This window comes from Streptomyces sp. NPDC052023, assembly GCF_044548465.1.
In the GTDB taxonomy this organism is placed as follows: Bacteria; Actinomycetota; Actinomycetes; order Streptomycetales; family Streptomycetaceae; genus Streptomyces.
This window is the reverse complement of sequence record NZ_JBIUBW010000025.1, coordinates 30,514-43,185: the sequence shown is the minus strand read 5'-3', so window position 1 is coordinate 43,185 and position 12,672 is coordinate 30,514. Positions and strand designations below refer to the sequence as shown.

9 protein-coding genes and 1 pseudogene are annotated in these 12,672 nt (G+C 71.9%); 1 reads left to right on the top strand and 9 read right to left on the bottom strand.

Going from position 1 to position 12,672, the window contains the following annotated elements:
* Window position 1: 1 nt before the first annotated feature.
* Together ACIHCM_RS33215 and ACIHCM_RS33210 are read right to left on the bottom strand one after the other, a co-directional pair.
* A complete protein-coding gene (locus ACIHCM_RS33215; RefSeq protein ID WP_399904298.1) occupies window positions 2-895 on the bottom strand; it encodes an IS3 family transposase in 894 nt (297 codons plus the stop codon).
* Window positions 892-1,197 carry a transposase gene (locus ACIHCM_RS33210; protein ID WP_399904296.1) on the bottom strand — a complete coding sequence of 102 codons (306 nt, stop codon included), beginning with the start codon at window positions 1,195-1,197 and terminating at the stop codon, window positions 892-894. The genes ACIHCM_RS33215 and ACIHCM_RS33210 overlap by 4 nt, the downstream gene beginning before the upstream one ends.
* 116 nt (window positions 1,198-1,313) lie before the next feature.
* On the opposite strand from ACIHCM_RS33210, the pseudogene ACIHCM_RS33205 reads away from it, so the two are divergent.
* Window positions 1,314-1,938 (top strand): annotated as a pseudogene (locus tag ACIHCM_RS33205) (NAD(P)H-binding protein); the annotation flags it as partial.
* A gap of 70 nt (window positions 1,939-2,008) precedes the next feature.
* Here the strand turns inward: ACIHCM_RS33205 and ACIHCM_RS33200 are convergent.
* Genes ACIHCM_RS33200 through ACIHCM_RS33170 form a run of 7 tightly spaced genes read right to left on the bottom strand, consistent with a single transcriptional unit; the run spans window position 2,009 to window position 12,486 of the window.
* Window positions 2,009-2,569: a YceI family protein gene (locus tag ACIHCM_RS33200; protein ID WP_399904293.1), complete on the bottom strand. Its 561-nt coding sequence runs from the start codon at window positions 2,567-2,569 to the stop codon at window positions 2,009-2,011.
* A gap of 43 nt (window positions 2,570-2,612) precedes the next feature.
* A complete protein-coding gene (locus ACIHCM_RS33195; RefSeq protein WP_399904290.1) occupies window positions 2,613-4,436 on the bottom strand; it encodes an acyl-CoA dehydrogenase in 1,824 nt (607 codons plus the stop codon).
* A 15-nt stretch (window positions 4,437-4,451) separates the two neighbouring features.
* Window positions 4,452-4,754 carry a hypothetical protein gene (locus tag ACIHCM_RS33190; RefSeq protein WP_399904287.1) on the bottom strand — a complete coding sequence of 101 codons (303 nt, stop codon included), beginning with the start codon at window positions 4,752-4,754 and terminating at the stop codon, window positions 4,452-4,454.
* Between the two features lie 32 nt (window positions 4,755-4,786).
* Complete coding sequence (locus ACIHCM_RS33185) at window positions 4,787-6,760, bottom strand: acyl-CoA synthetase (protein ID WP_399904283.1); 1,974 nt, start codon at window positions 6,758-6,760, stop codon at window positions 4,787-4,789.
* Window positions 6,757-10,215 carry an indolepyruvate ferredoxin oxidoreductase family protein gene (locus ACIHCM_RS33180; protein ID WP_399904280.1) on the bottom strand — a complete coding sequence of 1,153 codons (3,459 nt, stop codon included), beginning with the start codon at window positions 10,213-10,215 and terminating at the stop codon, window positions 6,757-6,759. Before ACIHCM_RS33180 ends, ACIHCM_RS33185 begins: the two co-directional genes overlap by 4 nt.
* A 34-nt stretch (window positions 10,216-10,249) precedes the next feature.
* Complete coding sequence (locus tag ACIHCM_RS33175) at window positions 10,250-11,974, bottom strand: FAD-dependent monooxygenase (RefSeq protein WP_399904277.1); 1,725 nt, start codon at window positions 11,972-11,974, stop codon at window positions 10,250-10,252.
* Window positions 11,971-12,486: a VOC family protein gene (locus ACIHCM_RS33170; protein ID WP_399904274.1), complete on the bottom strand. Its 516-nt coding sequence runs from the start codon at window positions 12,484-12,486 to the stop codon at window positions 11,971-11,973. Before ACIHCM_RS33170 ends, ACIHCM_RS33175 begins: the two co-directional genes overlap by 4 nt.
* Window positions 12,487-12,672: the final 186 nt, after the last annotated feature.

Here is a 12,672-nt window from a genome sequence, read left to right as displayed (position 1 = left end):
CTTACGCTGCGAGGGCGTGTCCTTGCTCGTGTCGCTGTCGGATCTCCAGCGGGGTGAGGTACCCCCAGACCGGGTGCTTCCGCAGTCGTTTTCGGTTGTAGAAGGTCTCGATGAAGGCGAAGATTTCCGCGCGGGCGGTGGTCCGGTCGGGCCGACGGCGGGTGCCGATCTCTGCCTTGAGCAGCGCGAAGAAGCTCTCGGCGGCAGCATTGTCATAGCACGAGCCGGTTCGGCCCATGCTCTGCCGTAGCCCCAACCGGCTTATCTCACGGCGGAGTTCGTCGGAGGTGTACTCCGATCCGCGGTCCGAGTGCACGATGCAGCCGGAATCGAGCCGGTCGCGCCCGGCGGCCATCGTCAGCGCGTTGACGACCAGGGAGGCGCGGTGGTGGTCGGCCATCGAGTAGCCGACGATCTCGCGGGTGGCCAGGTCCAGCCAGGTCGCCAGATACAGCCAGCCCTCGTCGGTGGCGATGAAGGTGATGTCCCCGACGAGTTTCCGGCCCGGCGCGTCGGCCGTGAAGTCGCGGCCGATCAGGTCCGCGGCAGGCACCGCCCTCTTCGCCGGACGGGTCAGCGACTGGCGCTTGCGCCGGGTGACCCCGGTGATGCCGCGCTCACGCATGATCCGCTCCACCCGCTTGCGGTTGACCCGCCGGTCCAGCCTGCGCAGCTCGGCATGGCTGCGCGGCACTCCGTAGGTGTGCCTGGAGGCGATGTGCAAGACGGTGATCTCGTGGGCCAGGGCGTCGTCGGCGGCCCGGCGGGCGACGCGAGCCTGCTCGCCGGCCAGCCAGGAATAGAACGAGGACCGCGCGATCTTCAGCAGCCGGCACAGCAGAGCGACTCCATGGGTGGTCTTCTCCGCCTCGATGAACGCGTACACGTCGTTCATCGATCGCTCTCCTTCGCGAAGAAGACCGCCGCTTTTCGCAGCACCTCGATCGTCTCGGCCTGCTCACGGTTCTGCCGCCGCAGCCGGCGCAGTTCTTCCCGCTCCGCGCTCGTCAGCTCGCCAGGCGCCCCCTGACCGCGATCGATCGCGTCCCGCTTGACCCAGTTCCGCAGGCCCTCGGCACTGACCCCGATCTCCCGGGCCACCTCGGTGACGGTCCTGCCAGAGGACCGGACCAGCGCGACCGCGTCGCGCTTGAACTCCTCCGTATACCGCCTGCTGCGGTTGCTCTTGCTTCCCACCCGGCCACTACTTCCTCTGGAACCTCAGGTCCCAGTCTCCAGGTGTCCGCGATCAAGGGGAAGCTTCACCTGCACGGCACCACCCACCGTCCGGACACCGACCCCGAGGAGAAGCTGTGCGCGTCGTGATCGCGGGAGGCCATGGGCAGATCGCCCTCCGACCGGGCCGGCTGCTCAGCGGCCGCGGCGACACCGTCACGGGCCTGATCCGCAACCCCGCTCACACCGGCGACCTGCGGGCCGCCGGTGTGGAGTCGGTGCTCTGCGACCTCGAGGCCGCCTCGGCCGAGGCGGCCGCCGCCCACCTCCGCGGCGCCGACGCGGTTGTCTTCGCCGCGGGCGCGGGCCCGGGCAGCGGCGCCGCCCGGAAGGACACCGTCGACCGCGCCGCCGCCGTCCTGCTCGCCGACGCGGCTGTACGGGCCGGCGTCCGCCGCTACGTGATGGTCTCCACCCGCGGCGCCGGCAACCCGCCCCGGCCCCAGCTGGACGAGGTCGGCGTCGCGTACATCACGGCCAAGGCCGCCGCCGACGCCTATCTGATGGCGCAGGACCTCGACTGGACGGTGCTGCGCCCCGCTGCGCTCACCAACGGCCCCGGCGCCGGCGCCGTACGCCTCACCGGCGAACGCGGCCCGGGGGGAGGCCACCCGCGACGACACCGCGGCCGTCCCGCTGGCCCTGCTCGACACCCCGGCCACCGCGGGCCTGGTCCTGGAATTGGGCCCCGGCGACACCCCGTACACGACGCGGTCGCGGCCTGCGTGGCGGACCGTACGGGCGCCCCGCAGGGCTGACGGCCGGCGGCGACTCAGCCGGGGACGGGGTCGCGGACGAAGGTGAGGTCGACCTCCACCTCCGTGGTCGGCCGCATGAAGCCCAGCGCCCTCGGCATCCTGACCCGATGGCTGGCCGGCGTCACGGTGGCGCGCCCCGTCAGGACCACCGTGTCGGGCGCGGTCCGCCGCACCGACGCGGCCACGGGGACCGGCCGGCCGATGCCCTTCACAGACAGCGTGCCCAGGACTTCGGCCGGTCCGTCGGGCGCCGGCAGGTCCTCGCGGTGCACCGCGAAGGTGATGGCGGGGTACGCGCCGGTGTCGAGGAAGTCCGACGAGCGCAGATGCCCGTCCCGCCGCGCGTTCCCGGTGTCCAGCGACGCGGCCACGATGGAGATGAGCCCTGTCACCGAGCCGTCGGAGCGGATCTCGCCCGCTCCCGACACCTCGTGGAAGACGCCCTCGACCGGCACCAGCCCCCATACGATCCGGTGCCGGAAGGCGATACGTGACGCGGCCGGGTGGAGATCCCAGGTCCCAGGTGCGAGACGGGCGGAGGGCGTTGCGGCGGCCGGATGGTGATGTTCTGTCATGGCGATTGTCCTCGTGCGGGCGAAGGGGTGCGGGGGAGCGGCATCAGAACGCCGCTTCGGGCAGGTCCATCAACGTGTTGTCGACGGATTCGGCGAGGCCGCGCTGGGCGGCGATCGGAGGCAGCACCGTGCGGGCGAAGAACCGCGCCGCGGCCACCTTGCCCTGGTAGAACGCCGTGTCCTTCGGCGATGCGGCCGGCAGTTTCGCGAGCGCCACCGCGGCTTGGCGCAGCAGCAGATAGCCGACGGTCACGTCACCGGCGACCATCAGCAGACGGGTGGTGTTCTGGCCGACCAAGTAGATGCTCCGCTCGTCCTCTTCGGCTGCCGACAGCTGGGCGAGCATGGTGTCGACCACGGCTTCGAGGTCGACGGCCGCCCGGGCGAGCAGGTCGCGCTCGGCCGAAAGACCCTCGCCGCCGGGACTCCCGGACAGGAACTTCCCGATCTCCTCCAGCAGCGCCGTCATCGCCCGGCCCCGGTCGCGCACGACCTTCCGGAAGAAGAGGTCCTGGCCCTGGATGCCGGTGGTGCCCTCGTACAGCGTGTCGATCTTGGCGTCGCGGAGGTACTGCTCGACCGGGTAGTCCTGGAGGTACCCCGAGCCGCCGAGGATCTGCAGCGACTGGGCCAGCAGCTCGTAGGACTTCTCCGAGCCGTAGCCCTTGACCAGCGGCAGCAGCAGGTCGTTGAGACCCCGGGCCGCCGCCGCGTCCTCGCCGGCGGCCTCCAGGACCCGGATCTCGTCCTGCACCGCGGCGGTGCGGAGGACCAGGGCGCGCAGACCCTCCGCGTACGCCTTCTGCGTCATCAGAGAACGGCGCACGTCCGGGTGGTGGGTGATGCTCACCCGCGGCGCGTCCTTGTCCGTGAGGCGGGCGAGATCGGGGCCCTGCAGCCGCTCCTTGGCGTACTCCAGCGCGTTGAGGTAGCCGGTGGAGAGGGTGGCGATGGCCTTGGTGCCGACCATCATGCGGGCGTGCTCGATCCACCGGAACATCTGGCGTATGCCGTCGTGCCGTTCGCCGAGCAGCAGGCCCTTGGCCGGGTGGCGGGCGCCGAAGGTCATCTCGCAGGTGTTGGACACCTTCAGGCCCATCTTGTGCTCGACGTTGGTGGCGTAGACGCCGTTGCGCTCGCCTGGTTCACCGCTGTCGGGGTCGAACGCGTACTTGGGCACGATGAACAGTGAGAGACCCTTGGTGCCGGGGCCGTGGCCCTCGGGGCGGGCGAGCACGAAGTGCACGATGTTATCCGCCACATCGTGCTCGCCCGCGGTGATGAACCGCTTCACGCCCTCGATGTGCCACGAGCCGTCCTGCTGCCGGACCGCCCGGGTACGGCCCGCTCCGACGTCCGAGCCCGCGTCCGGCTCGGTGAGCATCATCGTGGCGCCCCAGCCCCGCTCCACCATCAGGCCGGCGATCCGGCGCTGCTCCTCCGTGCCCAGCTCGTGGAGGATGCCGGCGAACGCCGAGCCGCAGTACATCCAGACGGCGGGGTTGGAGCCGAGGACCAGCTCGGCGCAGGACCAGGTGAGCGACGGGGGAGCGGGGGTGCCGCCGATCTCCTCCGGAAGGCCGAGGCGCCACCACTCGGCGTCCATGAAGGCCCGGTAGGACGCCTTGAAGGAGGTGGGCAGCGGGGCCGTACCCGTCACCGGGTCGAAGACCGGCGGATGGCGGTCGGCGTCGGCGTAGGAGGAGGCCAGTTCGTTCTCGGCGAGCCGGGCGATCTCGGAGAGCACACTCCGCGCGGTCGCGGTGTCCATCTCCGCGAAGGGGCCGGTGCCGTAGACCCCGTCCTGGTCCAGCACCTCGAACAGCGCGAATTCCATGTCGCGGAGGTTCGACTTGTAGTGAGACATCACGGTGGCCGTTTCCTAGGCGGAGATGCGACGGCCGGTGATCTTCGCCGTGGGCAGGGCGCTGGCCTTGGACGTGCCCGTCATCTCGTCGCCGTCCACCAGGACGTCGAAGTGGAGGGTGAGCCGCATCGGTTTGGTGATCTTCTGTGCCCACGTCAGCCGGTTCCCGTCCTGGACGATGTCCTCGAGGACCACGTCCTCGGTCTGCCCCTTGGCGTGCCCCTGCAGCACACCGTCCTCGGACGTCAGCTCCAGAACGGCCTGCTGCTTGCCCATCGGGGTGGCGATGGAGATCTCCCAGGTGCCTTCGACGGTCATGTGCCTCTTCTCTCTGTGTGTGTGAAGTGGGGTCAGGACGGTTCGGACGGGGCCGGTTCGGGCGGGGCGGGTTCGGAGGGCGACGGTTCCGGGGGTGGGCGGCTGGCGTTGTGTCCGGCGGCCAGTTCGTGGGCGAAGGCGTACCGGGACAGCGCATCGGTCAGCTGCCGGACCGCCGAGTCGGCCACATGCGGCTCGGCGGGGCCGAGGACGATCCGCACCAGCGTCCGTCCGTCCCGTTCGGTGACCTCGATGTCCCCGGACACGGCCGCCCGCTCGAGCTCGGCGGCCACCACCCGGCGTACTGCGTCCTGCCGCAGGGCCTGTTTCGAGACCTTGCCGATCACCGTGGCGGGCAGCGACTCCAGGACGTGGACGGCCTTGGGCGCGGCCGCCCGCTCCGGTGCCCGCTCCGCCGCCCAGGCCAGCAGCCTCTCCGTGTCCGCCGGTGTCCCCGCGCGCAACGTGACGTAGGCGACCGGCACTTCGCCCGCGTACGCGTCCGGGCGGGCGACCACCGCGGCCGCGGTCACATCGGGGGGCTCCAGCAGCCCGTCCTCGACGGGTGCGGGGTCGATGTTGTGTCCGCCTCTGATGATCAGGTCCTTGGCCCGCCCGGTGAGGTAGGCGTAGCCGTCGGCGTCCACGTGCCCGACGTCCCCGGTGACCAGCCAGCCGTCGAAGACCGTGCCAGCGGGGTCGGGAGCGGGCCCGTCCGGTCCCTTCCTGAGGTAGCCGGGGAAGACGGCGGGGCCCTTGACGGCCAGGATGCCGCGTTCGCCCGGCGGGCAGACGGCGGTCGGCCGCTCCTCCTCGTCCAGGTGCACGGCACGGACCTGCTGGTAGGGGAGCCGCAGTCCGACCGAGCCGGCGCGGACGTCCCCGGGCGGCATGAAGGTGGTGATGCACGTGGCCTCCGTGAGGCCGTAGCCCTGCATCAGACGGATCCCCGTACGGCGTCCGAACGCGGCCTCGACCGCCGCCGGAAGCGGGCCGCCGCCCACCGCGCCCCTGCGCAGGCTCGAGATGTCGAGGCCGGGCGGTATGTCGGGCAGCGCGGCGTAGACGGTGGGGACCGCGGACATGCCCGAGACGTGGTATCCGGCGACGATCCGCCAGAAGTCGGCCATCAGTCCCTTGTCGCGGTAGCCCAGCGGGCCGAGGCTCACCACGCAGGCGCCGTGCAGGAACGGGCCGAGGCCGGTCGCGTGCACCCCGTTGACGTGGAACAGCGGCAGTCCGCCGAGCATCACCGACGGCTCGGCGTAGAGACCGGTCAGCCCCAGAGCCCAAGCGGCGTAGACCTCGGCCGCGTGGGTGTGCGGGGCGACCTTGGGCGTGCCCGTGGTACCGCCGGTGTGGAAGAAGGCCGCCAGGTCGTCGGAGCGGCGCGGCCGGACACCGGCCGGGGGGCCGTCCGGCTGGGCCGCGGCCAGGGCGGCGAAGTCCCCCACGGCGACGCCGGGAGGGAAGTCCCCGGGCGGTACGGCGCCTCCGGCACCCACCGCCAGCAGGGTGCGCAGCCGGGGCAGCCTGCCCGCGACGGACACCGCCTTCCGCCATGTCCCGGGGGCCAGTTCCGGTCCGGCCGCGACCAGGATCCGGGCGTCGGTGAGCGTCAGGATCTCCGCGATGTCGTCCTCGGCGAGGGCCGGGTTGACGGGGCCCGCGACCCCGACCGCCTGCGCGCCGAGGAACGCAGCGTAGGTGTGGCCGGTGTTGGGGAGCAGGATGCCCACCGTCCCGCCGTCCGGCAGACCGAGCGCGCGGTAGAGGTTCGCCGCGCGGTGGACCTGGGCCAGCAGTTCCGCGTAGGTCCAGCTGTCCGCCTCGTGCCAGGGGGCGCCCCGGCCGCGCAGCATGTGGAGTGCGGGCGCGTCGGGATGGCGGGCGGCCGCGCCGGCCAGGAGCTCGTACGTGCTGGAGGGCAGGCCGCGTTCGGCGAGCGGTACCGCTTCGATTGCGGGCAGGTCGGCGGCCGAGGCGACCCGGGGCGGGGGTGTCATGCGGCCGTCTCCCGCAGGGCGTCCCGGAGTTCGGCGGCCCGGCCGCGGAAGCGGTCGACGCCGGCGAGCTTGATGTGCTCGTAGCCGCGTACGAGATCGGGGGTTTCGCAGAGTTCGACCACGGTCGCGAGGTTCTCGGGGCCGAGCACCGTCAGCGCGGCGCCCACATGTTCCAGGTACTCCTCGGGCAGGGCCCGTTCGGTGCGGCGCACCACGGTGTACCCGAACGGGTCGAACCGTGTGCCGCGCAGCCGGCGGCCGCCGCGCAGCAGGTGCAGCACCGGCGTGAACCAGCCACCGAGCCTGATCTTCCGCTTCATCCCCAGGGCGCGCAGCACCGGCGGCTGCAGATGGATCGCGGCCCGGGTGCCGCGCGGCAGTGAGGCCAGCGTCTCCAGCTGCAGCCGCGCGACCTCGTACTCGTCTTTGTAGGCCATCAGCTTGTAGAGGTAGGTGGCGACGGCCTCAGTGACCTTCGTCGAGCCGGGGATGCGCTCCGACTCGGCGCTCAGCACGGCGGCGATGGCCTCGGTGTAGCGCCGGGCCCGGCCGAGGTTCTGGTACGCCACCAGGTCGGGCACCCGGATCTCCAGCAGGCGGCGCAGCTCGCCCTCGTCTGCCGTCACGCCGTCGATCAGCTCCCGCTCGCGGGGGCCGGGCCGGCGCGGGGCGGACCGCGCCGCCCGCCGGAGTCGGTCCTCCACCTGATCCGGTGCCGCGACACAGGCCCGTCCCCAGGCGAACGCGGCCAGGTTCTGCTCGACCGCCACCGCGTTGAGTTCGAACGCTTCGCGCAGGGCGTCCAGGGACACCGGGATCGCCCCGCGCTGCCAGGCCGCGCCCAGCATGATGACGTTGGCCGGCATGTGGTCCCCGAACAGGGCCTCGGCGAGCGCCCGCGCGCGGCAGTGGACGTTCAGCTTCCGGCGGGTGGCCGAGTCGACCGCGGCCAGCGCCGCCCCGGCGTCCGGTGCGGCGGTGGACACGTCCGTGGCCATCCGCCCGGTCGGGGTGATGTCGGAGCAGACGACGGCGACGGTGCGGTCGGGGTCGGCGACCGCCAGGTTGTGCGCCGCGGCGGCGCCGAGCAGGTCGAATCCGAGCAGCACGTGCGCGCTGGTCTGCGGAGCGGTGACGCCGCCCTCGAGGGGCCGGGTGGAGATCCGTACGTCGGAGACGACGGGTCCGCCCTTCTGCGCCAGGCCCGTCTGGTCGAGGCCGCTGGTGTGGCGGCCGTCGATCATCGCGGCCACCGCCAGGACCTGATTGACCGTCACCACGCCCGTACCGCCGACCCCGACCATGCGGATGCGGACGTCGTCGGCGGGCACGCAGGGGGTGGGGTCCGGCAGGTCGGTGTCGGGCAGCTCCGGCGCTCCGGGACGGGCCTCCGCGGCGGACGGGGGCGGGACCACCGTGAGGAAGGGCGGGCAGTCGCCCTCGAGGCAGGTGAAGTCCTTGTTGCAGGAGCCCTGGTGGATCCGGGTCTTGCGGCCGAACTCGGTCGGCACGGGCTCGACCGACAGGCAGTTGGACTTCTCCCCGCAGTCGCCGCAGCCCTCGCAGACGCGTTCACTGATGAGCACGCGCTGCGGCGGGTCGGGCAGGGTGCCGCGCTTGCGGGCGCGGCGCTTCTCGATGGCGCACAGCTGGTCGTGGATCAGCACCGTCACGCCCGGAATCTCGGCCAGTTCGGCCTGGGTCCGCTCCAGTTCGAGCCGCGGCCGGACCTCGGCGATCCGCGCCAGCCGGACGCCGCGGTAGCGGCGGGGGTCCTCGGCGGTGATGACGATCTTCCGGACGCCCTCCGCCTCGAGCATCCGGGTGAGCTCGGGCACCGAGAGCCGGCCCTCGATCTGCTGACCGCCCGTCATGGCTACGGCGTCGTTGTAGAGCAGCTTGTACGTGATGTTCACCCCGGCGGCGACCGCGGCTCGGATCGCCATGGAGCCGGAGTGGTGGAAGGTGCCGTCCCCGATGTTCTGCAGGAAGTGGCGGTTCTCCAGGAACGGTTCGATACCGATCCACTGCGCGCCCTCGCCGCCCATCTGGGTCGCACCGGTGATGTTCCCCCGGCCCTCGGGGTTGGCTAGCACCATCACATGGCAGCCGATGCCGGCCCCGACGAGGGTGTCGTCGGGCGCCCGGGTGGAGAGGTTGTGCGGGCAGCCGGAGCAGAAGTGCGGGGTGCGCTGCATGATCAGCGGCAGGCTCCGCCCCGCCACCCGGTCGAGCCGGCCCAGCCGGTCCCGGACCCCGCCGTGGTCGTGGTGGGCCAGCACGCGGGCGCCGAGCCCCCGGGTGATCGACTCGACCTCCAGCGCCCCGCTGGCGGGCAGCAGTTCGGCTCCGGTGGCGTCGCGCTTGCCGGTGACGACCGGGGGTGCGGAGATGCCGTAGAGCGCGTCCTTGACCAGCCGCTCCAGGAACGGCCCCTTGTCCTCGAGCACCAGGACCTCGTCCAGTCCCTTCGCGAACTCCCGGACGGTGTCCTGCTCGAGCGGGTAGAGCATGCCGATCTTGAGGATGCGCAGCGGGAGTTCGGTGATGCCGAGATCGCCGATGGCCTGCCGCAGGTCGTGGTACGCGGTGCCGCCCGCGATCACGCCGAGTTTCGCGCCTGGCGGGTTCTGGGTGATGGTGTTGAGCCGGTTCAGCCGGGCGTAGTCCCGGGCGAGCTCCAGACGCAGATCGAGGGTGCGCTCCTGCGCGAGACCGGCGAAGTAGGAGGTGGGGACATGGCGGTACGCCGTGCCCTCCCACTCCCGGGTGGGGATCCTCGGTTCGGCCCAGTCGAGGCCCACGTCGGCGGTGCCGTTGGAGTCCGCGACCTTGGTGACCACCTTCAGCGCCGCCCACAGGCCCGAGGCCCGCGAGCAGGCGACGGCGTGCCGGCCGAGGTCCAGGATCTCCTGGACGTTGCCGGGGTAGAGCACCGGAACCTGCAGGGCGGCCAGCAGCGACTCGGACGCCCCGGGGATGCTGGACGACTTGCACGTCGGATCGTCCCCGGTCAGCGCCAGCACCCCGCCGGTGGGGCTGGTACCGATGTGGTTGCCGTGCCGGATGGCGTCCGAGGCCCGGTCGACGCCCGGTGACTTCCCGTACCAGACGCCCAGCACCCCGTCGTAGCGGCTGCCGGGGAGGCGGTCGGTGAGCTGGGAGCCCCAGACGGCCGTTGCGGCCAGCTCCTCGTTGACGCCCGGGCGCAGCACGATGCCGTGCCGGTCGGCCAGCGCCCGCTGCCGTGCGAACTCGGTGTCGAAGGTGCCCAGTGGGGATCCCTGGTAGCCGGACACGAGCGCGGCCGTCCGCAGACCGTTGCGCTCGTCGGCGGTCCGCTGGTCGAGGATCAGCCGCACCAGCGCCTGCACGCCGGAGAGGTGGACGCGGCCTTCGGGCCGGGTGAAGCGGTCCTGCAACGACACGTTCCGCGACGGGATGGTGCTCGTCATCGTCGTCCAATCGGGGTCGGGTGAGGCTCGGTTCCTAGAGGCCGACGGTCTGCGCGGGGCCTTGGGGCGGGGTGTGTCCGGTGGCGACTGCCAGGGCCGCGACGAGGTCGGTCACGGTCGAGTCGTCGAGGCCCGCCGCGCGCCATGCGACATGGCCGTCGGGGCGGACCAGGACCGCGCCGTCGGAGCCGATGCCGAACAGCGGAAGGCACGCCCCCGTGGGGTCGGCGATGTCGTCGCCGATGACCAGGGCGCGGGCGGGTACGGCACTGCGGCACTTCTCCAGTACGCGCACCCAGGGGTCCCCGTCGGGACCGGTCAGCAGGGTGAAGCCCGGGCCGAGGAGGTCCAGCGTCGAAGCCGGCGTTCCGCGGTGCTCGATCCAGGCGTGCGCCAGCCGGGAGCCGGGCCGGGCCGAGGGCGTGTAATCGCGGGCGGGGTCGGCGCCCCGGGGCGCGGGCGTGCCGTCACCGGTGACCAGGGGGCTGTGCTCGTAGCTGTAGCCGATCTCCTGGTTCAGGGCGTCGAAGTGGCGGCGCTGCGCGGGGATGGCCGAGCCCAGCCGCTCGCGCTCGGCCGCGCGGGTGGGTGCGTGGTCGCTCTCCAGCCGGGCGACGACCTCGGCGCCGGCCGGGCCGAGACCGGTCTCCGCGAGGCGGAGGGCGTTGCTCACGCTGTGCTCGGCGTTGCTGAGGGCCACCGGCCTGCGCTCGGTCTCGTAGGTGTCCAGCAGCCGTACCGGCGCCCATCCGTTGATCACCGCGGCCAGCTTCCAGCCCAGGTTGTCCGCGTCGGCCAGGCCGGTGTTCATGCCGAATCCGCCGGTCGGGGGGAAGCAGTGGGCGGCGTCGCCGACGAGCATGATCCTTCCGTTCCGGTAGCGGTCGGCGGCCTGGGTGGAGAGCACCCAGGGCCCCACTGCGCGCACTTCGGGTTCCAGGTCGGCGATGCCCGAGGCGGCGCGCAGCAGGTCGGCGCACCGCTGCGGCGAGTAGTCGGCGAGGGATTCCACCGCGAGGTCGACGTTCCGGTTGAACGTCCACCGGCGCTCGCCGTCCATGGAGATGAAGACGCCGCCGGCCTTGCTGTTGACCGTCCAGACGATGGCGGCCGGAGACTCCTCGGTCCAGGGGGAGAGGTCGGCGTGGAAGTAGATGTTGATCTGCTGGCTGATCGTGCGCCCGCCGGTCCACCGCACCCCGGCCTGTTCGCGGGTACGGCTGTGGGCGCCGTCCGCGGCGACCAGGTACTGCGCGTGCATGCCGCGCCGCCCCGCGGCGTCCTCCACGGTGACCCGGACGCCGTCGGTGTGCTGCTCGACCTCCGTGGCCCGGGTCGCGAAGCGCACATCGGTGAGCCCCTGCGCCATGACGGCGTCCAGCAGGTGCTGCTGTACGCGGTCCTGCGCGCAGGACGCGGCCATGACCGGTGACGCCGCCAGGCGGTGCAGGATCTCCTCCTCCGCCGCGTCGGTCAGGCTGACCCGGCCGAACTCCTCGCCGGCCAGGGTGTCCTTCCAGAGGATGTTGAGCATCCGCTGGGGATCGACGGCGTCGTCCTGGACCGCCTCGCTGATGCCCCACTGCCGCAGCAGTTCCATCGAGCGGGTGTTGACGACGTGGGCGCGGGGGTGCGGGTTGATGCCCTCGTGCTGTTCCACGACGACGCTGGCCACCCCGTGGCGGCCGAGGACCAGCGCGGTGGCGAGCCCGACGGGCCCCGCGCCGATGATGACGACGGGCGCGGTGTACGGGCTCACGAGGGCCTCACCAGGGCGCGCGCCTCCTCGCCGGCGTCCAGCCGGGCGAGCAGTTCCTCGGGGTCGAAGTTGGTGCCGATCGGGTTCTCCTCGAACACGCCGGACGTCAGGAAGGCGTCCACCTCGGCGACGGTGTCGAAGTTGTCGATCTGCAGCTCGACCGAGTTCCCGTCGGGGTCGGCGTAGTACATCGATGTCGTGCCGCCGTGGTTCACGCACCAGAACGGCTCGACGCCGAGGACGGCGAGACGCCGGTAGTTGTCGAGCAGGTTGCGCAGCGACGCGTAGGTGAACGCGATGTGGTGCAGGCCGGTGTGGCGGTCGTCGGGCCGTTCGGAGGCGCCGGTCTCCACGAAGGCGAGGCGGTGGTGCTCGTCGTCGTAGGTCATGAACGCCATCGACTCGTTGGCGAACGCGACCCGGCCCTCCAGGGCCTCGATGTACCAGTCGCACATCTCCTTGGGCCGGCTGGTCCTCAGCACGACATGCGCGAGCTTGACCGGGGATGCCATGGCGACCTCCTCCACTCTCTTGTCTATCGGTCAAGAGAACTCTAGGCAGGCTCTTAACTTGCAGTCAAGAGGAGTCGGGGCAGATCTCTTGACTGCTATTTAAGAGCGCACCTAGAGTTCTCTTGGCTGACAGATAAGAGAGAAGCTGCCGGTGACATTCAGTGCAGGGGCGCCGCACTCTTCGCA